This window comes from Chitinimonas lacunae (assembly GCF_042650885.1).
In the GTDB taxonomy this organism is placed as follows: domain Bacteria; phylum Pseudomonadota; class Gammaproteobacteria; order Burkholderiales; family Chitinimonadaceae; genus Chitinimonas_A; species Chitinimonas_A lacunae.
Genome location: NZ_JBHSBU010000001.1, coordinates 221,275 through 244,253 on the forward strand (window position 1 = coordinate 221,275; position 22,979 = coordinate 244,253).

Below are 22,979 nucleotides of genomic sequence, written 5' to 3' on the forward strand. Positions count from 1 at the left end.
ATTGCACATTATTTTAGGAATAAAAATATGGTAGCCATTGCTATTGGCCAGGGTACTGGCTTGTTTGAAGGTCATATCGTGGGCGGTCCTGGGGCTGCCCAGCATGGACGCGGACGCGAGCACGTCTACGTCAACGCCGCCAGCGGCAAGCTGGTGGTGCAGCGTCAGGACGAGATCGTCCAGGGCCGCGCCGGCAGCCAGAGCGTGCTGCGCACCTACGACAGCCAGGGAACGCTGGCGGGCGGCTGGTCGCTGGCCGATGAGCGCTTTCTGCGTTTCGGGCCCGACAGGTCGGTCTGGCGTCGCACCGGTGATGGCAGCCGGCAGCGCTTCGAGATCCAGGACGATGGCAGGTATCTGAGCCGCGAGGGGAGCGATGCCGACGACACGCTGCATCATGATGCGGCGCGCGGACAGTGGATCTGGCGCGAAGGCAGCAGCGGGCTGGAAGAGGTGTATGCCGTCGACCCCGATGATGGCTCGGGCCAGCAGTTCCGGTTGATCGAGAGCCGTACCCCGACCGGACAGCGCGTCCACTACCACTACGATGGCCGCCATCTCAGCAAGGTCGAGGCGTACGAGCAGATCGAGGGCGTGGAGCGGCTCGAGTACGGGCTGGACTATCTGTACGACGGCGAGCGGCTCAGCAGCGAGTCGGTGCGCTACTACGATGAGCAAAGCGGCGAGCAGAAGCTGACCCGTACCCATTACCGCTACCAGGATGGCCGGCTCCATCAGGTGCTGGTCGATCTGGACCCGTCCGACCAGATCGTGCCCGAGCCAGGCCAGGCCGGCGTCTATGTGACGACCTACCGGTACGACAGCCTCGATCGGCTTACCCATATCAGCCAGAGCGACGGCAGCGCGCTCACCATCGCCTATCAGGGCCAGACGCGCGAACAGTCGCAGGTCGAGCGGATCACCGATGCGCTGGGTCGGGTGACCCAGTTCATCTATGAGTCGGGCAAGACCGTGATGATCGACCCGCTCGATGCCCGTACCACCTACTGCTACGACGCCGAGCAACGGTTGACCGAGGTGACGGGACCGGCCGTCGATGGCTCGGCGCAGAAGATCGTCTATCAGTACGACGAGCAGGGCCGGCTTAAGTCGATCGATCAGAACGGACTGGTGACGCGCTACCTCTACGACGCCCACGGCAATATCACCGAGCAGTCGGACAGCGCGGGCAACCGGATCGAGCGCAGCTACAGCCAAGACAATCTGCTGCTGCGCGAAACGGTCAGCGGCGGCAAGGTGCTGACCAGCGAAACCACCCGCTATGTCTACGACAGCCAGCGCAATCTGCGCTTTGTGCTCAGCGATGCCGGCCGGGTGACGGAATATCAATACGACCAGGACGGGCTGCGGGTACGGCAGCAGCGTTATGATCAGCAACCGCCTGTCCATCTGCTGGCACCCGACGCGGCACTGACGCTGACGATGCTGGAGCAGTGGGTGGCCGGTGTCCTCGTGGGTCTTCCTCGGCCCAGCCCGCTGACGGTCGAGCAGTACCAGTACGATGTACGCGGCCAATTGAAGCGCAGCGTACGCAGCGGCACCGATCCCGAGGGCAATCCGCTCAGCACCGCCACGCTCTACCACTACGATGCGGCAGGGCAACTGCTCAACAGGACCGACGCCAACGGTGCCCTTACCAGCTATAGCTACGACGGCCTGTGGCGGCTCACTTCGAGCACCGATGCCGAGCAGACCACGACCCAGATCGCGTACGACCTGGCCGGAAACCGGATCGAGCGGCGGATTGCCGGGGTAACGGTCGAGGTCGAAACCTATGACCGGGAAGGTCAGCTGACCGGGCGGGTGCGCGGCGGCAAGCTCGCGGAGATGGTGTTGCCCGATGGCGCCTCGCGTCTTCAGACAGACGGGGCAGATCGGCAGCTCAAGGCGGTCGAGCAAGCCGAACAGGTGCAATACGATGCGGCCGGCCGGGTGGTCTATCGCGAGACCGGCACGGCTGACCAGCGCAGCCGCGTCTTTAGCTTCTACGATGCGGCCGGTCGGCGGATCGGCGAACTCGACGGCAGCGGCGCGCTGACCGAATACCGCTATAACCGGCGCGGCCAGTTGGCGCAGACTATCCGCTACGCCACGCGGGCACCGCTGGCCAGTGTGGAGGCAGCACTCAAGGCAAGTCCGCTCCGTCTGCCGGCGCTCTCGACGATTCGTCCCGCAGCCCATCAGGACGACACCACTACCCACTTGCTCTACGACCGTGCCGGCCGGGTCGGCCATCGTATCGATGCCCTGGGCTATCTGACTTCGCTCTATTACGACGGCGCAGGACGGCTGGTCAGGGAAACCACTTACGAGACCCGGCTGGCGGCAATCCCCGAGCTCGATCTCGACGCGGAAATGCTGAGGCTGCCGAGCACGGGCAGCCAGCGCTTCAGCCGCCGTTTCTATGATGGCGATGGCCTGCTGGTCGGCGAACTCGACCGCGACGGCTATCTGACCCGCTATGAATACGACGGCGCCGGCCGGCTGTGGCATCAGGTCCGCCATGCCAGGCGCTCGGCGCTGGCACTGAGCGACAGCGCCCACTACGCCACGCTGGCGCAACTGACACCGGCCGATGATGCGCAGGACCAGCACACCCATACGGTCTACGACACGCTGGGACGGGTGGTGGCCAAGGTCGATGCGGCACAGTTCGTGACCGAATTCAGCTATGACCTGGCCGGCAACCGGATCCGCGAGATGCGCTACAGCCGTCCGGCAGAACAGCGTCCTGCCTCCTCGGTCGTCCCGCTCGATTCGCTGCGCCGGCTGGGCGATCAGAACCTTGAGACGCGCTATTTCTATAACCGCATCGGTCAGGTGGTGGAGCAGCGTGAGCGCCAGCCGGGCGTCCATGCCTCGCTGGTGACCCGGTACGGTTACGACCGGCTGGGACAGGTGGCACTCAAAGCGACGCTGGTGCAAGACGGCGACAGCGAGTCGGCCGGTGCGCTGGGCGACTGGTCGGATGACACGACCCGGCTGGTGCTGCAACGGCGCGACAGCCTGGGCCGGGTGCTGGCCGAGCTGTCGGGTGAGGCGGTAAAGGCGCTGGCGAAGACGAGCGATGAAGCGGCGCGCGAGGCCATCTGGCGCCGTTCGGGCCGTTTCTTCGAGTACGACTCGGCCGGACGGCAGATCGCCAGCTGGAATATCGATCCGGCCCATCCGGACACTGTCCAGCGCAGCCGCATCTTCTACGACGAAGCCGGCCGGGTGCTGGCTACCGTGGGGCCGGATGGCGCCTTGGCGACCAACCGTTACAACGCCCTGGGCCAGTTGAAGGAAACCCGCAGCTACGCCAAGCCCTTGCCGGCCGCGCTGCTGGACTCGCTGACGGGCAGTGTGCTCGACCCGGCCCTTCTGGCGCCGAACGGGCCGCTTGCTGCCTATCAGCGTCCCGACGACGTGGTGATGCGCTACGACTACAACGCCCGGGGCGAGCGTATCCGACAGGAAGACGGGCGTGGCTTCGTGACCACCTTCGTCTACGACAACGCGTTTGCCGAGCTGACCGAGCAGACGCAGGAAGTGCGTAAGGCCGGTACCGACCCCAGGACCGGCGCGGCAATCACGGCGCTGACCCAGCATATCGAGTTCAAGCGCACGCTGACCGCCGATGGGGTGCGTCAGACCAGCAGCGAAGTGCTGCCGGCGCCCAGGGATTCGGGCGCCGTGCCGGCAAAGCGGCTGGTGGTCAAGGACTACGATGCCTTCGGCCGACTGATCCGTGAAACCCACGGCGAAGGGGAAAGGCCCGACAAGACGCCGATCGCGACCTCGCTGGTCGAGCATCAGTACGATGCGCTGGGCCGCGAAATCCTGACCCGGGTCGGTACCCGGGTGCTCAAGGTCACGGCCGCCGGGCCGGACAATAGGCCGACCGGCCAGGTCGAGCTGAAATTCGAGGATACGGCGTTCCAATACGACGCTTTCTCGCGGCTTGAACAGAAAACCGACCGGCTGGGCAATGTCACCCACTATCAGTACGAAAGCTGGGGCGTGCAGACTGGCCCGGGTTGGGCGCTCAGCATCATATCGCCCGCTGGCGTGAGGTCGCGCAGCGAATTCAATCTGTATGGCGAACAGGTCTTCCACAGCGAAAAAGGCGGCGAGACCTACTATCACTACGATCTCAATGGACGGATGGTGCTGGAGGAAAAGGCCGTTCGCCAGCTTCCCCAGAGCGGCCCGGTCGCGACGGGGGAATTCCTCGACAACTGGGCGGGCGACGAGGCGAATTACCGCTGGCTCGATCAGCAAGACCCCGGTGCCGTGCAAGAAGGGCTTGATCGGCGCAATACCCGCTTCTATTCGGCCCGGCTGCGCCAATACGACGCCCAGGGTCGGCTGACGGCGGAGACCGATACGGTCAGCGCCCGCACCTATAGCCAGCATTTCCTGCTCGATAGCGCCACCCATCCTGAGCTGGCACGCACCACCAGCTACCAGTACGACAGCGGCAATCGTCGCCGCCACAGCACGCTTGCGTTGACTGCGGACAAATCGCGTCAAACCTTCCGCCTCCATGACGGCCTGGGCCGGGTGGTGCGGGAAGTCGGCGCCGACCAGACCGTGACCGAGACCGAATACGACGCCAGCGGCCGGGTGGCTGCGGTGGTGGTCGATCCCGATGGCCTCAAGCTGCGTACCGAATACCGCTATGACGGCATGGGCAACAAGATCCAGGTGATCGAAGGCGCCAACAGCGCAACGCCCCGGGTGAGCAGCTACGAGTTCGACGCCGCTGGCCGGCGTGTGCGCGAACAGGTCGGCGACGGCAAGCAGGAAGTCGTGATCGATATCGAATACCGCTACGACGCCGAACAGCGTGTCGTGGCCAAACTCGTTCATCTGCTGCGCGACAACGCCACCGAGCGCACCCAGTACGTCTATGACGCGCTGGGCCGCAAAACCCATGAGATCAACGGCAATGGCGAAGTCAGCGAGACGGTCTACGACGCCGAAGGCCGGGTGCTGATGACGCGGCGCTATGGGCAGCGGATCGGTGAGCAGCCGATTCTCGATACCGAGCAGGAACGGATCGATTTTCTGGTCAAGCTCTCCCAGCTCAAAGACGACCGCCATGACGCCATCGACCGTTTCGTCTACGACGCCGACGGCAAGCTGATTCTGAGCGTCGATGCCGAAGGCGGCGTGATCGAGCGGGAATACCTGACCATGATGGGCGGTGAAGGCGGCTTGCAGAACCATGGCCTGCTCAACCGCGAAATCCACCGCGTCTGGCGCTATACCGAGTCTTTCAGCGATATCGGCGACGAGTTGCGGCGCAATATCGAGCAGAAACGTGAGTTCGACGACAAGGACAAGGCCATCGGCTATCTGCGCGACCCGCAGGGCCGGGTGATCATGACCGATGTCTACTACGCCAATCAGCCCAATCGCCGTCATTCGACTACCAGCACGCGCTACAACTACTTCGGCGAAGTCGAGGTACGGGCCGATGGCGAAGGCGGGCTGACGCACTATCGCTATGACAAGGCCGGCCGGGAGATCGAGCGGGCCGAGCCAAGCGGCGTCGTTACCGAGACGGTTTACGACGATCTGAGCCGGATCAGCGAGACACGCCAGCGTCCCGCCAGCAAACGCCAGTGGGGCGGCTTTACGGTATTGCTCGGTCCCGACAACACCGTGACGCTCTATGGCCGCCGTGGCGAACGGGTCAGCGTGCAGCGAGCGCGCGATGAATTCGATGGCACCATGACCTATCGGATTCTGGACCCGGGCATGACCGAGCTGGGCGGTCTGCGCCGCTATGCCGATGCGAACGAGCTGTTCCAGACCCTGGTGCGCCGGGTCGGGCCGGCCATGGCCGAGGCCGTCCAGGAAGCCCTTGGTCTGGCCGAGCCCTACCAATACCGGGTGCTGCCGCTGCGTAACGGCACGATCGACGAGGCACAGCAGGTATTGCAGGGCTTGCAGCGCACCTATGCCTCACTGTTCACCAATCTGACCGGCCTGGTCGGCAGCCAGATCAAATGGGTCAGCCCCGATAAGCAGGGCGTGCTGCACGAGCTGTTCACCTTCCGCGTCGACAGCCGCGACACGCTGAGTTTTATCGACCAGACCGGCCGCACCCGGGTGCTCGACCGACATCAGCCGGTGGCAGCGCTGTTGCTGCGGCATACCGAACTGATGATTCCGGTGGCCGAGCAACTCGGTCTGCTGTGCGAGGGAAACCTCGATACCAACTCCGCCGCCTGGCCCGAAGCCCAGAAGGCCTGGCAGGCGCTGCGTCAGCAGTTCGAGGCAGCCAAGGAGGCCGTGGACCTGCCACCGGTGAAACGCGAGTGGCGCCTGGGGAAGGGGGTATTGCGCTTCGAGCGGGCAGGGCGTGGCGACAAGAGCACGCATCGCTATGTCTACCAGCCCGATGGCGACGCCAACAGCTATTCGCTGGGCGACAGCCTGAGGCTTGCCGAGACCTTGGGTGCCCATCGCTTCTGGCGGGAATTCGTCAGCCAGGAATGGGGCGTGGCGCTGGAAGCCTATCTCACGGACGACGACAGCCGGCAGCAGCTGATGGCGTTGGGCGAATCGTGGGAGCAGCAGCTGGTGAGCCTGGACAAGGCAGGCGAGCAGCGTGACATCCGCTTCGAGCTGGACGGCCGCAGCGTGCTGTTCACCACCGTGCGTCGCATCGACGAGCAGACCTGGGTCTGGATCGATGGCGCGGGCAAGGCGCATGAATTCGACCGCTTTGCCTCGCTGGAGCGGATAGCTGGCAATAATATTTCCTTTGCCGATAATTTGTCCGACAGAATTGGCACTCGATTTTCCTATTATTTTCCTAATGGCCGTACCGCCCAACAGCGCTGGCAGGCGCTGCGCGATGAGTTCCATGCCGAGGTGGTCAAGCAGCCGGTCAGCAATGTACGGACCCCGCTGACGTTCTCCTACGGCACCCTGACACTGGAAGCGACCCAGGGCCGAGCCAGCGGTGGCGGTTTCTGGTATGTGCCCGAGTGGGAACAGAGCGAGCTGGTCTATCGCGCCAACAGCGGCGAGGTGGTGCGGCTGCCGATCGATGCCGGACTGGAGGAATTTGCCGCCGCCCATTTCGATCTGCGACGGCTGGTCTACGAAGTCTTCCACCTGAAGTTGCAACCTCGGCTCGACCCGGCGGGAATCGACCCGGAGACCCTGCGCAGCAAGCTCGATGGCGAGCTTGGGAAGTGGTTCACCGCTGACCCGGCCACCGCTGGGCTTGGTTTGACCACGCGCAGTATCTTCGACCGGGCCGGCCGGCTGGTGGCCCAGTTGAGCGGGCAGCGGGAGGCGGTGGAGGCTTTCTATCTGGCCGAGCAATTCCGGCTCGAGGACGAGAACGCCACGGTACTCAGCACCGAGCAGGTCAAGGTCGAGCGATTCGGCTATGGCTCGCTCGGCCAGAAGCTGTGGAGCCGCAACAGCCGCAATGGCCGCAGCGATTTCGAGTACGACAGCGCTGGCCGCCTGACCGTCGAGTTCGCGCCCGAAGAAAAGGCCGTGACCCAGCGGCCGCTGCTCAACCCGCGCGAAGGCGAGGGCGGCTACGGCAGGATGAAAGAGGAGTCGATCCGGGTCCACAAGCGCTACCGCTACGACGGCGCCGGCCATGTGCGCTCGCTGCTCGAAGGTCTGGAGTTGCAGCCGGGCGTGTCGGCGGCGCTCGACCCGTATGCGCGGCTGACCCGCTTCAACTATGACGGTGCAGGCCGCCAGATCGAGGTCCGTCGGGAAGGCAACCGCTATAGCGCCAGCAACGACTATACGGACCGCTTTGCCCAGATCGCCCAAAGCGGCAACCGACTCGAATGGCTGTTCGGTCGCGGCGAGGACGCCGACCCGGTGCGCAGCACGCTGTCGACCATCACCCATTTCGATACTCTGGGCCGCGCGGTGGGGTTCCGCGATCAAGCCGCCAATCTGTCGCAGAAGCTGTATGACCGCCTGGGCCGGGTCCGCTTTGAAATCGACGCAGCCGGCTTTGTGACCGAATACCGCTACGATGCATTCGGCAATCGGACCGAGCAGCATCGCTATGCGGAGCCCCTGGTGGCCGATCCTAAGCCCGTCAACGGTGAAACCCCGCCTTCGGCCACCACGCCCACGCTCGATGCGCTGGTCAACTGGTTCGGCAGTGGCAAACGGGCGGCACGCAGCCTGATCTATACCTATGACCTGTTCGGTCGGGTCGCCACCGTCGCCGAGCCGCGGGTGGTGCAATTCCATCTGCGCGATGGCGAGCCGCGTGGCGTGCTGGAGACGGCCGTCGGCCGGCTGACCACCAATACCTACGACCGTCGTGGCCTGTTGCTGCGGCAGTCGATTTCACTCGATTCGGTGTCGGATGACCGGGGCGAGACGATCCGGACGGCCGATACCCACTATTACTACGACCAGGCCGGTCGCAAGATCGGTCAGGTGGATGCGGAAGGCTATCTCACTGCCTGGTATTACGACGAAAGCGGCCGCTTGCAGAGCGAGGTGCAGTTCGCCGCGCCGCTCGATGGCGGGGTGGCGTCGTGGGACGATCCGCAGAACGGCCTGCAACGACCGGATTTCACCAGCCTGCTGGCCCAGGTGGCCGGCCGGCATGGCGACGGTGGCTCGCCCAGCCGGCGGGTCGACTATGACTTCGACGGCTTCAACCGCCAGATTGCCGAACGCAGTCAGGGCGATGAGCAGATCGGGACTTCCACCGTTCGCCGGCTGTTCGATGCGGCCGATAACGAAATCCTGAGCGTCGACGGCCGGGGCAACCGGACCTTCAAGTATTACGATGCGCTGGGCCGGGTGCGTTACACCCTTCAGGCCAGTGGCGAGTTCGGTGGAGGACGCACCTATACCCTGGCCAGCCACCGCTATGACCCGCATGGCAATCAGGTGGAGACGATCCGCCATAACACGGCCTGGTCTGAGTCGTGGTTGGTCGGCCTGACCGGCAAAGCGACGATCCTCGAGGCCGAGCGGGTGTTGGCGCGGGTGGATATTGCCACGCTCGAACAGCAGCTCGACATCAGCAGACTGGCCTTGAGCACCGACCGCCGGGTCGAGCAGCGCGAATACGACCGCTGGGGCCAGTTGTTCTATAGCGCGGTCACCAATTGGAGCGTGCTCGACGATTCCGGACCTGGCGGTGGACTGGCGGGTGTGCTGGTCGGCACCGATGGCCTGCCCAAGAACCTGAAGTCGGGCCAGGTCGTGCCGACCCAGGTGACGGGCTACACCTACGACGCCATGGGCCGGGTATCGGGCGAGGTGTCGCTGGTCTGGTCGGTCGGTGAAGGCAGCGCCAAGGCCAATCACGCCGTTCGGCTGTTCGAATACGACAAGGTCGGCCGCCGCCTGGCGACCAAGGAACTGGTGATGTCGCCGGTAAGCAAGGCCGTGGAGCCTCAGTCGCCGACGCCTACCCCCATTCCGACACCGACGCCTACGCCAACTCCGACCCCAACACCGACTCCCACGCCGGAGCCGACACCTACTCCGACTCCATCACCGACGCCGACACCGACGCCGATTCAGCCGCCGAAACCGGACGATCCAAACACCGGCATACGTAGCGAGCCGACGGCCGAGTCGACGACAAAGCCTGCGACCTGGCGCGAGGTGGAAAATCGGGTCAGGTACAACGCCTTCGGGGAAATCGTCCTCAAGCAAGTCGGTGAGCGCAAAGAAGGCGAGGCTGCGCTGCAATACACCGAAGTCGGCCGCTACGACTACGACGATGCCGGCCGCTTGTGGCGCCAGTCGGAGAATGGGACCACTCAACTGATGTTCTACAACCGGGCAGGTTGGGAAACTGCCCGGTTGACCGGCACCCGACCTGCTACCGGTCAGATGCCCGATGGCAGTCGTCTGGCTGGCAGCGATCTGGACCGCCTGAGCCAGGGCGATCTGCTGGCGCGCGACCAGGACCGGTTGCGCAATCTGCTGCGCACGCCCGGTGAGGCAAGCCAGGACTATCGCCGCGCCTACGCCCGCTACGACAAGCTGGGCCGCCGCATTGTCGAGACTGGTCCGGCCTTTACCGACCGGGTCGATCCGTTGCTGGTCAAGTCGAGCCATGGCGAGATCGAGTCGGTCAATCTGACGGCATCGTCTACAGCCCCGACCGTGGTGGTGGCGGCAGTATCGACCAATTACCGCAACGAGCCGGGCACAGGCACGCCGCCGACCGGTGGTCGCTCGATCTATGTGAAGCTGGATTTTGGTCTGCCCATCGATGATGTCTCCGGCCGCTATCGGCTGACGGGCAAGTTGATTCTCAAATACGGGCCTAATCACCAGTTGCGCTACGAATTGCCTCTGTCCGAACCCATCGATCGGCCGACGGGCGAGTGGTCACGCACGTTTATCGAGAACTCGACGCGCAAGTTCGACGATGTGCTGCTTGAGGCGATCTTCCTGGGCACCGCTCAGTGGGAAACCGAAGGTCTGCAAATCGTCGAGGCCAATGGCGCCCCTGCCGTGCAGGAGGTCCGTCTCAACTATCCGACGGAACTGGCGGATGGTCGGCAAATCTGGCTGCGCGTGGGGACTCCCGGTAATTGGAAGGTGATCGCTCCACGCGGCGGGCCGCTGGTCAATGGGCAGCGCCATACCTCGCTGAGTCTGGATCAGCTCCAGATCGGCACCACCCCTGTCGAGGTGCAGTTGATCGGCCTGCCGGCCGGCTTTGCGCTGGAGGCTGGGCTGAGCGATGCGCAGATTCAGGCCATCGCAAGTGGCTGGAGCAGTTGGCAGGTGGCGCGCGATGCGGCCGTGCCGGGTGGGGTTCGTGTCACGAGCGTGGACAACGCGATGGTGCGCAACCAGCTCGTGCTGCCGGAGCAGCGGACGCAATACGACCGCTGGGGCAACCGGGTGGCGACCGTGAATGCGCTCAATCAGCGCAGCGAATGGCGCTACAACCGGCTGAGCAAAGTGATGCTGGAGCGCGGGCCGGAAGCGGGCTTTGTCGATGCACAAGGTATCTACCGTCAGCAGGCGGCATTGACCCGCTTTGACTACAACGCCCACGGCGATCTGGTCGCGCAGCGGCGGGACGATCAACCGGTCGTGATCACCCAGTACGACTTCTACGGCCACAAGGAGCGGGAATATGTGGAAGGTCGGGAGAACGAAGTGCGCGAGTGGGACTACGACCTGTTCGGCCGGCTGGTGCGCGAGAAGACCGACAGTGGCATGGCGGAGACGGAGTATGTCTACAACCAGAACGACCAGTTGATCGAGATTCTGCGCGAAGGGCTGGTCAATCAAGCCAGCCTGCCGCCGGGCACCAGTGCGCCACGCACCCGCAGCTTCACCCGTTACACCTACGACACCCAGGGCCGTCGCGTGGTGGAGATGCGTGGCGAGGAGTCGCTGATTTCCAATGCCGCGTCACCTCAAGGGGTGTGGACACTGACCGGCGACACCCAGGCGAGCTACACCTGGTATGACACGCGGGGTCAGGTGGTGCAGAGCCAGCGTCGTCGTGGTCCTTCACTCAAGCCAGATGGATTCTGGGGCAATGAAGTCCCGCTGTTTGGCACCATGCACCAGTACGACTACGACGCGCTGGGCAATAAGGTCGAAGAGCGAACCTTCGAGGTGAAGCGCGACGGTGCGGCGCTCAAGCCCGTCCAGAAGCTCGACAAGGTCAGCGGTATCAACAACCTGCCGGCTGTGGTGACGCAGACCTGGTCCTACTATGCCGGGACGCAGAAGCTCAGGGGGGCCGTGGACCTGGGTGGTCGTCAACATCGTTACGAGTACAACGGTGCGGGCGAGCTGACGCAGCACAGCATTGACCAGCACGGCAAGCCCACGGCGGTGCAGGTCTACCGCTACCACGAAGCGGGCTGGCGGGTCGAAGTGCAGGAGCAGGACGGCAAGCTGCAAAAGACCAGCCGCACCCGCTATGACGCGCTGGGTCGGGCCATCCGTGAACGGCTCGAACAGCGGGACCAGTCGGGCCTGGACGGCAAGCTGGTGCAGGTCCAGTCGGAACAGGCCACGCGCTACGACGCGCTGGGTCGGGTGGAACTGGTCAGCGGTCCGACGATGGCGGTGCAGTATCTGTACGATGCGCGCGCCAACCGCCGGGCCATCTTTGCGATGGAGCGGGAGAACCATGGCTGGACCGGTCAGGCGTCGTGGTACGACTACGACGGTTGGGGCCGTGAGACGGTGGAGGCCGGCACGCTTCGGTCGGTCACGCAGAACGGTGTGAGCCGAACGGTGATCCGGGCGACCGACAAGCGCGACCGCTGGGATGAGCTGGGGCCCGAGATGGCGCTGCGCCGCGTGGCAGGCCAGCAGGTGAGGTTTGACGCCGGTCGGCAGGTGATCGATGGACGAGTGGGCAGCCATGGCATCGGTGTGGCACCCGCCGAGATCACCTACGACGGCAGCGGGATGCGTCGCAAGACGGTCACGGACAGCAGCGGCCAGAAGACGGTCTACCAGTACGATGGTCTGGGCCGGCTGATCGAATCGGGGCTGGAGCGCGGCGAGCGCTCGGTTAACCGACGGCTGTACGACAGCCTGGGCCGGTCCATGCAGGAAGAGACGGTGCAGTACCGTGCCGACGGCAGCGTGGCGCGACGGATGATCGGCTTTAGCTGGTACGACGCCGAGGACCGGGTGGTGTTCCAACTGAACCGTCAGGGCGGGGCGGAGATTCGGTCGGATCGGCCCACGCTCAGCCGTCATGAGGACGGGACCGTCAACCCGGGCTCGATCTATGTAAAGGCTGGGGAGGAGTCTGCGACCCGCTATACCTATGTGCTCGATCGGCTGACGAGCTATCAGGTCGATGGCGGCACCGATGCCTCACGGCAAACCCATACCTTTACCTACCAGGGTTTTGATAGCTGGCGCGAAGCGACCCACGTGGGCAGTACCCTCGGCGGTCCGGCGCAGACCACCACCGAGTACGATGCCTTTGGCAATGTGGTCAGGATCCAGGGTGCCTTGCCCGGGGCCGGGGCGCCGCGCTACTTCATCAACGATGCCGATGGCCGGGTGCTGAGTAAGGAAGAAGGGCTGGCGAAGAGCCAGTATCTCTACGCCGGTGGTGCCCGGGTGGCGGTCTCGGGCAATGCGTTCACGGGCAGCAGTGTCGATCTGCACTACAGCGCCATCCAGGACCCCAGCAGAAACGCGACCACGCAGAGCAGCTATATCGCCCAGCAGGGCGACACGCTGCGGCGCATTGCCCAGATGGTGTGGGGCGATGGCCGCCTGTGGTATCTGATCGGCGAAGAGAACGGCCTGCATGAGGCCGAGGACGCAATCACCGCCGGCACGATGCTGAAGCTGCCTCGGGTATTGAACGCCGCCAACGACGCCTCAGTGTTTACGCCGCACTCGGCCAGCGAAGTGCTGGGCGAGACCAGCCCAGCGCTCCCGGCGCCCCCGCCTCCACCTAAGCCGGCCAAGCCCTGTGGGGGCTATGGTCAGGCGATCATTATGGTGGTGTCGGCGGTGATTGCGGCGTACACCGGGCAATGGGTGGGTGGTCTCTTGCAGAACACCTTCCTCGGGACGACGGGTGCAGCGATCGTCGGGGCGGCAGCAGGTGGGGCGATGGGTTCCATCGTCAACCAGGCCGGCAATATGGCGATCGGTACGCAGGAGCGCTTCTCCTGGCAGGCCGTGGGTCAGGCGGCACTGCGTAAAGCGGTGACGGCTGGGATTGGTCAAGCCGTGGGCGAGAGTGGCTCCATCGGTGCCAAGCTGCTGCCCAATGCGCCGGAGTTCTTCCAGGATGTAGCTACCGGCGCAATTACCGGGGCGGTAACCGATGGCCTGCTGTCGCTGACGGGGCTGGGCCACTTCAGTTGGCGCAATGTCGCAGCCGCGGCCATTGCCGAGCCGATCAACAAGTGGGTCGGGAATAACCTCTTCGGTACCCAGACGACGCCCGGCTCGCTCCTGGCACGAGACCATCATCTCACCGCCAACTTCACCCATCAGCTCGCCAATGGCCTGGTCAACCGCGTGGCCCAGATCGCGACGCATGGGGAAGGGCGGTTGGATTGGGTGTCGTTGGTGGGCAATGCCTTTGGCGAAACGCTGGGCAATGAGGTGGTCGGGAAGAGCCGGGCGTATCAAGTCCCGGCCATGCCTCGCTACGCCTATCGCAGCGAAGCGGAGCTGGACGCTGAAGAAGCCTTGCGAGACAGCTTTATGGCCCAGGCGCTGGGAGCGACGAACCGGACCGTTGGTTTTGTCGAGCTTGACGCCAACACGCGGATTGCGACCAACCCAGGTGCCAGCCGTGCTGACGAGATGCTTCAGGCGATGGTCGGGATGTTGGAAAATCCCGTGGAGCCGGAGCCTGGAGAAAGAATCCTGCTCGCTAACAAAGGTGCGATAGCGCCGGGGTTACTGCGACAGCTCACCACGCGCCGGCCGGGCTTTGAGGTGTCCCGCAATGAGGTGGCGGCACAGCGGTTCAATACGATCGCGGATCTGTGGGATGTTGCGGGGGCTGACGGGTTGGTGGGGATGGCCTTCGTCCCGGGTCTGCATCAGGTAGCGAATGCCGAATATGAGCTGAAGGAAATTGAGCGCCGGCTGGGATATGGAGCGAGAGCGGCGCCAGCAAGAATCAAGACGTGGACTGCTGAGGGGAAGTCGGTAACGGATTATTCGGCTACCCTGGGAGCTTATCAGCAGGCGCTGCGTAAGATGACGCTGGAGCAGGCGCTTATTGCTGAGAGAGGGCTGATTAAGTCTACTTCCCATCAGGTTCCAAACGGAGAAGTTCCAATCCGTGTCTCTGCATCACAAGCAGCTATGCGATCGCGAATCTTGGATAACATTGCTGCGACACGAGTAGGGAACGCATCTAGTAATTTTGCCATTCACTCAACAGTGGAGGAACTACTGATCGAAAGAATTTCCCTTGGGTTTACATCCAACCGAAGAATGCAACAGAATTTTGCGTTTTCTGATTTTCAGATCAATGGCGATACAGGGAAAATATACGCTCTTAGTGGTATGCAATCACCCGAGGGTACAGTTGGAATTCCAGGTGAGCGAATTTTTACCACAAAGGTTATTGACTGGGATAGGGCATTTGACACTGAAGTTAAGTTGTTGGAGACGCTGGCGAATAAGTACAACCCAGAGAGATTGCCGATCGTGACCAATGTTGATGGCAAAATTCGCTTGGGCTCGGAATTGAATGTGTGTTATTCGTGCGCTGGCGTAATTAGCCAGTTTGATCGAATGTTTCCGAATGTAAAAATTATAGTCGAGTCGGGGCCATATCAAAGTAAGCCCAGATTCTAAATGGAGTTGAGTTATGGTTTTTGCTGAGAAAATAATTGCTGCTGGGTTAAATGAAGAGCGTGCCATAGTTGGGCTCTCGAATGAGGAGATATTAGAAGTTGAGAGGGCGCAAGGCGTTAGGCTACCTGCTGCTTATCGCAGTTTTTTAAAAGAATGCGGAAAGAGTGCAGGCTTGTTTGAGCGAGATGCTGATTTTTTCTATCCCGCCATAAAAACATTGAAAGATGAGCTTAATGAAATGCTTGCCGAGGAGAATATGGATTTTCGCATTCCCGAGAATGCGTTTGTCTTCTCAGCATATCAAGGCTACCAGTATTGCTACTTTTTATGTGGTGAAGAAGAAAATCCGCCCGTATATAGGGTGGATGATGGTGAGGGAAATTTCATAATGATTTCTGAATCGTTTACTCAGCATATTGATAAAGCAATAGCCCATTACAAAGGGGCGTTCTTCCAAGAATAAAATGGAGTCAACGCAAATGTTTTCTTAACTGCCAACCACAAGGTTATTAGCCGAGGCTGGGCAGCGGCGAGCGGCTGACCTACGTGGGCGCGACGGTGCGGCGCTCAAGCCCGTCCAGAAGCTCGACAAGGTCAGCGGTATCAACAACCTGCCGACGGTGGTGACGCAGACCTGGTCCTACTACGCCGGGACGCAGAAGCTCAGGGGGGCCGTGGACCTGGGTGGTCGTCAACATCGTTATGAGTACAACGGTGCGGGCGAGCTGACGCAGCACAGCATTGACCAGCACGGCAAGCCCACGGCGGTGCAGGTCTACCGCTACCACGAAGCGGGCTGGCGGGTCGAGGTGCAGGAGCAGGACGGCAAGCTGCAAAAGACCAGCCGCACCCGCTATGACGCGCTGGGTCGGGCCATCCGTGAACGGCTCGAACAGCGGGACCAGTCGGGCCTGGACGGCAAGCTGGTGCAGGTCCAGTCGGAACAGGCCACGCGCTACGACGCGCTGGGTCGGGTGGAACTGGTCAGCGGTCCGACGATGGCGGTGCAGTATCTGTACGATGCGCGCGCCAACCGCCGGGCCATCTTTGCGATGGAGCGGGAGAACCATGGCTGGACCGGTCAGGCGTCGTGGTACGACTACGACGGTTGGGGTCGGGAGACGGTGGAGGCCGGCACGCTTCGGTCGGTCACGCAGAACGGTGTGAGCCGAACGGTGATCCGGGCGACCGACAAGCGCGACCGCTGGGATGAACTGGGACCCGAGATGGCGCTGCGCCGAGCAGCGGGCCAACAGGTGAGGTTTGACACCGGTCGGCAGGTGATCGATGGACGGGTGGGCAGCCATGGCATCGGTGTGACCCCTGCCGAGATCACCTACGACGGCAGCGGGATGCGTCGCAAGACCGTGACGGACAGCAGCGGCCAGAAAACGGTCTACCAGTACGATGGCCTGGGGCGGCTGATCGAATCGGGGCTGGAGCGCGGCGAGCGCTCGGTTAACCGACGGCTGTACGACAGCCTGGGCCGGTCCATGCAGGAAGAGACGGTGCAGTACCGTGCCGACGGCAGCGTGGCGCGACGGATGATCGGCTTTAGCTGGTACGACGCCGAGGACCGGGTGGTGTTCCAACTGAACCGTCAGGGCGGGGCGGAGATTCGGTCGGATCGGCCCACGCTCAGCCGTCATGAGGACGGGACCGTCAACCCGGGCTCGATCTATGTAAAGGCTGGGGAGGAGTCTGCGACCCGCTATACCTATGTGCTCGATCGGCTGACGAGCTATCAGGTCGATGGCGGCACCGATGCCTCACGGCAAACCCATACCTTTACCTACCAAGGTTTTGATAGCTGGCGCGAAGCGACCCACGTGGGCAGTACCCTCGGCGGTCCGGCGCAGACCACCACCGAGTACGATGCCTTTGGCAATGTGGTCAGGATCCAGGGTGCCTTGCCCGGGGCCGGGGCGCCGCGCTACTTCATCAACGATGCCGATGGCCGGGTGCTGAGTAAGGAAGAAGGGCTGGCGAAGAGCCAGTATCTCTACGCCGGTGGTGCCGGGTGGCAGTCTCGGGCAATGCGTTCACGGGCAGCAGTGTCGATCTGCACTACAGCGCCATCCAGGACCCCAGCCGACACGCGACCACGCAGAGCAGCTATATCGCCCAGCAGGGCGACACGCTGCGGCGCATTGCCCAGATGGTGTGGGGCGATGGCCGCCTGTGGTATCTGATCGGCGAAGAGAACGGCCTGCATGAGGCCGAGGACGCAATCACCGCCGGCACGATGCTGAAGCTGCCACGGGTATTGAACGCCGCCAACGACGCCTCAGTGTTTACGCCGCACTCGGCCAGCGAAGTGCTGGGCGAGACCAGCCCAGCGCTCCCGGCGCCCCCGCCTCCACCTAAGCCGGCCAAGCCCTGTGGGGGCTATGGTCAGGCGATCATTATGGTGGTGTCGGCGGTGATTGCGGCGTACACCGGGCAATGGGTGGGTGGTCTCTTGCAGAACACCTTCCTGGGAACGACGGGTGCAGCGATCGTCGGGGCGGCAGCAGGTGGGGCGATGGGTTCCATCGTCAACCAGGCCGGCAATATGGCGATCGGTACGCAGGAGCGCTTCTCCTGGCAGGCCGTGGGTCAGGCGGCCCTGCGTAAAGCGGTGACGGCTGGGATTGGTCAAGCCGTGGGCGAGAGTGGCTCCATCGGTGCCAAGCTGCTGCCCAATGCGCCGGAGTTCTTCCAGGATGTAGCTACCGGCGCAATTACCGGGGCGGTAACCGATGGCCTGCTGTCGCTGACGGGGCTGGGCCACTTCAGTTGGCGCAATGTCGCAGCCGCGGCCATTGCCGAGCCGATCAACAAGTGGGTCGGGAATAACCTCTTCGGTACCCAGACGACGCCCGGCTCGCTCCTGGCACGAGACCATCATCTCACCGCCAACTTCACCCATCAGCTCGCCAATGGCCTGGTCAACCGCGTGGCCCAGATCGCAACGCATGGGGAAGGGCGGTTGGATTGGGTGTCGTTGGTGGGCAATGCCTTTGGCGAGACGCTGGGCAATGAGGTGGCCGGGAAGAGCCGGGCTTATCAAGTGGGAACCCAGGCGCCGGGCGCCGTCAATCCTGAGCTGGCAGCGATTGCTCGGCAACTGAAAGAGATTGAGCAGTCGGGCATTAATCGCGACGCCAGGGTTCACGCGTTAGTCGATGGACTCAATGCCTCACGTATCAATGCCGCTAGCCAGCAAGGCCGTGATCTGGCCCCGACGCAGGCCAATGCATTAATGCTGGGCTTGTATGGGGTAACCGACTACAACGGCAAACCGACCGCCTATAGGCGGGCCGCAGGATGGGGAGCAGGTAACCAATACGAGGACTTTACGTTAGACGGCGTCTCGATCAGCAGTGGAGAGCACGACTATCTTTCCAGGCAGTGGAGTAATGGAACGGTAGGCTATTTTAATGCCCGGGTGGAGATGCCTTATCATTTTGAGGGCAGTATCCGTGCAATGACGCCTTATGAGTCGTTGTTGATGAATCCCAGAGTGAAGGGGGCAGTGGATTTTGGAAGAGGTGCGCTTGAAGCTATCCGGCTACTTGGAACCTGGCGCTCCATGCAGTGGATGGGTATAAATATCTAGCGAAATCTAGCTTGTATTTATATTCGTCGACCGTAAGTGATGCGATTGGGCTTCCCTATCAGGCGCCGGAGCCTAGCCAGCCTTTGTCGAGATATACTCAGGGGATATTGAACGGTGAGGTTTCAGCGACTGAGTTCTATATGGGGCTGTTGCCGCCTGTTCAAGGGCTGGCTCTGGTGTCAGATGTTGGGGCAGGAAACTACAGAGGCATTGGATATGCGGTAGGTGGCGCTGTAACGGGGGGGACAGCCTATAGCGCCATACGTTATTCCTCTGTCGGTAGGGTAGTACCAGACAGTGCAGTAACAAGTGAAATAGCCGCCCTTAATTCGATGGCCACCAAGAATGCGAGCCCGGCGGCACAGCTGTTGCATCAAAGGATAAATCTGCGTGGCGCGGTCGCAGATGAGTATGTTCGACTTACACAAGGGATGAGTAACAATCGAATCAGGAATGAGGTGGGACCTGTTCTGGCTGGCGTAATGGATAGCAAAACCGGCCAAATATACTATGGCCTGAATAAGGGCGTTGGTGAGTTACCGGACAATATGGTTCCTGTATTGGCGGATCGCATGTCAATTGCACAGGAAATTCCCTACATCAAAACGCACGGGGCAGGTACGCATGCAGAAATTCATGCTCTGAATGATGCCTTCTTGGCGCGCCCCAGTGCTGATATTTCGGACTTCCTTCTGTATACAATCAACGCTGGGCAGAGAGGGTCCCCAGCGAAGTGGGGAACACCCGTTCCTCGATGTCCTCATTGTGAGTTTTTAACAGATGGGGTTCAGTACTTCCCTGCATCGCTGAGGTATGGGCAATGATTGAAAAGAGTTGCGAACGAATTCAGGAGGATTTCCTGGAAGCAGATGGTGAATTGGTTATTCACAATGGGAAACCGTTCACTGGTTTTGGATTTGATCCATTCCCCAATGGGCACGGTGTCGAATATGAAACTGAATATAGAAATGGGCTTCCGCATGGCCTGAAAAGGAAGTGGTACGAGAGCGGGCAGTTGGAGTACGAAATTTCCTGCATCAATGGTGTAAAGCATGGTGAGGAGCGGCACTGGTTTGCTTCGGGAGCTATTAAGCTAATAGCCAACTATGAATATGGTGTAAAAATTGAGTCAAAGGCTTGGAGTGATGATGGAGAATTGGTTGGGGAATTTATAATTTCGCCAAGTTCAGCCAATTTCTCCTTGCTTCAGAAAAGAAGGGAGAAGGGTTGGAATGTTTCATCGCTTGAGTAGCGACTTTACCAGTTGATCAGCGTGCCTCGTGGTTTCTGGTAAGCGATATTTGGTGCATAACGCCAGTATCCATGTACAGGCCGTTGGCAAGGAAACTCGGTGGCCTGTTGAAACATAAACCGGTTTGATGCCATCTTGAGTTCGCAGGGCTCGACCGATAATTTCTCTATCATCAATAAGGGGCGCATAGTCGCCCCTTATTGTTCCTACCGTCTCATGGGCTCCCCGCAGCAGAGTCTTGCCGCAGCCAATGGTAGGGACGTCGAACAATATGCCGACATGGCACGCCAAGCCGAAGCGTCTCGGATGAGCGATGCCCTGCCCATCGCAGATGATTAGGTCCGGCTTGCATTTCAATTGACTCAACGCCTTGGCGATTGGCGGCAATTCCCTGAATGAAAATAGCCCCGGAATGTAGGGGAACTGAGCGACGTCCTCCGCAATAGCCTGCTCGATGATGGTAAGCGATGTGGCATTCAGCACGACGGCAGCAGCAACCAGCCGGTTACTTTGCTCGTCGTAGGCTACGTCCACGCCAGCTACCGTATTCACGTAATCGATCCGATCAGTGCGTTCTACACGACCAGCGAATTGACACTGAAGCTCAAGGGCTTCTGCTTCGCTCAGTTTCCAATCGTGGAAAACAACTTGCTCCATATCCTACCACCTCCTGCATTGAAGAATACCACCCGCGCCGGTCTACCCTGTTCTATCTCCGTTTGCGGTCTGTTCTAGGTGCGTTCTACCTCTGTCCTAGTGGTGTGATTTAAAAATACGCATAAACTTTCAGAGTTTTTCCTGATTGCTGATCTTGGGCCTTGTTGCATAACCCCCCGACTCCAGGGTTGAAGCCGGTTGTAAGCTAGCAGCATGAAGCCATCCAAGCCCCGCTACCGCACGACGAATTGGTCCGCCTACAACCGAAGCCTGCAAGCGAGGGGCGATGTCACGATCTGGTTTTCGCCGGACCTTGCCTGGCATAGCAATGAGCGTCCAGGTCAGGCGGGCGCCCCGACGCGCTACCGCGATCAAGCCATTCAAATCATGCTGACGTTGAAGGTGCTGTTCCAGCAGGGACTGCGCCAAGTCCGCGGGCTCACGTGCAGCCTGGTGCGCATGATGAATCTGGCGTGGTCGGTGCCGTGTTACAGCACGGTCAGCCGGCGGCAGGGCAAGCTGGCGGTACAGATTCCGGTGCGACGTCGTGCCGAGCCGCTGCATCTGCTGGTGGACAGCACCGGCATCAAGATTCACGGTGAGGGCGAATGGAAGGTCAAGCAACACGGGCCGGAGTACCGACGCGGCTGGCGCAAAGTGCATCTGGCCGTCAATGCCGATACGCAGGAAATTCAAGCGGTTGAGGTGACCGACCAGCGTCAGGCGGATGGCCCACAGGTTGAGGAGCTCTTGTCGCAACTGTGCCCCGAGACCGTGCTCGCCAGCGTGGGGGGCGACGGGGCTTATGACACCCGTCGGGTCTATCGCGTCGTCCAGGCGTGGGGCGCCGAACTGCTGGTTCCGCCTCGCCGAGATGCTCAGCCTTGGCGGGATCAGACCGACTGGGCAGCTCATCGCAACGACAAGCTGGCCGCGATCAACCGCTTGGGGCGCGCGATCTGGAAGCGCTGGAGCGGCTACCATCGGCGCAGTCTCGTGGAAACCACGATGCATCGCTTCAAGCGGCTTGGCGAGCGACTGCTGGCCAGACTCCCCGAACGGCAGGTCGCCGAAATCCACGTTCGCTGTGCGATCTTGAATCGTTTCGTGCTGCTCGGCATGCCCACCACGGTGGCTCACACCTGAATTCCGTCTGGGAAAGGGGGCTCTCGACCTCAGATTGGGTTATGCAACAAAGCCACAATGCACGTTCCCCGATTGTGTTTGATGCAGAAATAACCAATGAAGCTTTTTCTGGGTATCGAGCATTATCGGCTCAAACTGTTGCATCATATAAGATGCTTGGTCGAAATGCTCCAGATGATGCATTTCCCCTTGCGCCATTACTTGCGAGTCTTAATGATCCCCTATTAAAGGCCGGCGCTTTGATTAAGCCAATCCCTGGTTATACAGATGTAATTGTGCATGGGCAAAAGGATGGCTTTGCATGGCTGCTTGATGCCTCTGCTCCGCAACTTCAAAAAAGTTGGCTTTTTTTGAATCAAAGGACACTCGCGAACTATGTAAAGAGTTCAGGTTATAATGGAGGGTCCATTCGCTTGATTTCTTGCAATACAGGTGCATGTGATGCGGTGGCGGCACAAAATTTCGCTAACAAAATGAATGTCGAGGTTTTGGCGCCTACAGATACTGTATGGATCCACCCAAGTGGAAGATTAAGTGTTGGTGAAACCCAATACTTTAATACTGGCGAATGGGTTTCTTTCTTTCCAAAAAGACCATGGGAGTAAATGCATGGATAAGGTTAAGCTGGTAGGGTATTTTCGTGAATTAAAGCATGGGCTAAGAGATGGTCCCTCGCTGAAGGAGGCCGTTGAGAAAGGAAACTACGCAGCAGAAAAAACAGAGCTGTTGGCCTATCTTAAAGAGGGGGTACTTTATGCGGCTGCGCCTGGTGTCGGAGTTGATGTTTTGGATTCAACAGGAAAGCTTAGTGGGGTGGCGCATGCACTGACAGATGGCAAGTGGATGTGGCCTGCTGATCTTGCATATTATGTTGAATTTTACAATGTTTCTTTGCCTGAGGATTTTTTGGGAGATCTTCGGAAGCGCAAATGGAAAATGCCTAGTGCTGATTCAATAGACTTGTTGGAAATTGAAAGGAGTATTTTCGGGGAAGGTTGACCTTAATCT

At 61.0% G+C, this 22,979-nt stretch carries 9 protein-coding genes; 8 read left to right on the plus strand and 1 reads right to left on the minus strand.

Annotated elements, in window-relative coordinates; translation table 11 throughout:
• Nucleotides 1–27: 27 nt before the first annotated feature.
• From ACFOW7_RS00965 to ACFOW7_RS00985, 5 genes are all read left to right on the plus strand, one after another.
• Nucleotides 28–15,315, plus strand: coding sequence for a deaminase domain-containing protein (locus tag ACFOW7_RS00965; RefSeq protein WP_378160069.1), 15,288 nt, complete (start codon nt 28–30; stop codon nt 15,313–15,315).
• Nucleotides 15,316–15,328: 13 nt separating this feature from the next.
• Nucleotides 15,329–15,778, plus strand: a complete 450-nt coding sequence (locus ACFOW7_RS00970) for an SMI1/KNR4 family protein (protein ID WP_378160072.1) — start codon at nt 15,329–15,331, stop codon at nt 15,776–15,778.
• A 1,557-nt stretch (nt 15,779–17,335) separates the two neighbouring features.
• Nucleotides 17,336–18,916 (plus strand): hypothetical protein, encoded by a 1,581-nt coding sequence (locus ACFOW7_RS22020; RefSeq protein ID WP_449252208.1) that lies wholly within the window; start codon nt 17,336–17,338, stop codon nt 18,914–18,916.
• Nucleotides 18,917–19,056: 140 nt separating this feature from the next.
• A complete protein-coding gene (locus ACFOW7_RS00980) occupies nt 19,057–19,740 on the plus strand; it encodes a YwqJ-related putative deaminase (RefSeq protein ID WP_378160077.1) in 684 nt (227 codons plus the stop codon).
• Nucleotides 19,737–20,168: a toxin-antitoxin system YwqK family antitoxin gene (locus ACFOW7_RS00985; RefSeq protein WP_378160079.1), complete on the plus strand. Its 432-nt coding sequence runs from the start codon at nt 19,737–19,739 to the stop codon at nt 20,166–20,168. Before ACFOW7_RS00980 ends, ACFOW7_RS00985 begins: the two co-directional genes overlap by 4 nt.
• Here ACFOW7_RS00985 and nfi read toward each other — a convergent pair.
• The gene (nfi, locus tag ACFOW7_RS00990) at nt 20,154–20,825 is read right to left on the minus strand and encodes a deoxyribonuclease V (protein WP_378160081.1); all 672 of its coding nucleotides are present in this window, start codon (nt 20,823–20,825) and stop codon (nt 20,154–20,156) included. The genes ACFOW7_RS00985 and nfi overlap by 15 nt on opposite strands.
• Nucleotides 20,826–21,038: 213 nt before the next feature.
• On the opposite strand from nfi, the gene ACFOW7_RS00995 reads away from it, so the two are divergent.
• From ACFOW7_RS00995 to ACFOW7_RS01005, 3 genes are read left to right on the plus strand one after another with little or no spacing between them, the layout of a single operon-like run.
• Nucleotides 21,039–21,971: an IS5 family transposase gene (locus tag ACFOW7_RS00995; RefSeq protein WP_378160083.1), complete on the plus strand. Its 933-nt coding sequence runs from the start codon at nt 21,039–21,041 to the stop codon at nt 21,969–21,971.
• Between the two features lie 41 nt (nt 21,972–22,012).
• On the plus strand, nt 22,013–22,576 hold the full coding sequence (locus tag ACFOW7_RS01000) for a hypothetical protein (RefSeq protein ID WP_378160085.1): 564 nt from the start codon (nt 22,013–22,015) through the stop codon (nt 22,574–22,576).
• A 4-nt stretch (nt 22,577–22,580) separates the two neighbouring features.
• Nucleotides 22,581–22,970: a hypothetical protein gene (locus ACFOW7_RS01005; protein ID WP_378160087.1), complete on the plus strand. Its 390-nt coding sequence runs from the start codon at nt 22,581–22,583 to the stop codon at nt 22,968–22,970.
• Nucleotides 22,971–22,979: the final 9 nt, after the last annotated feature.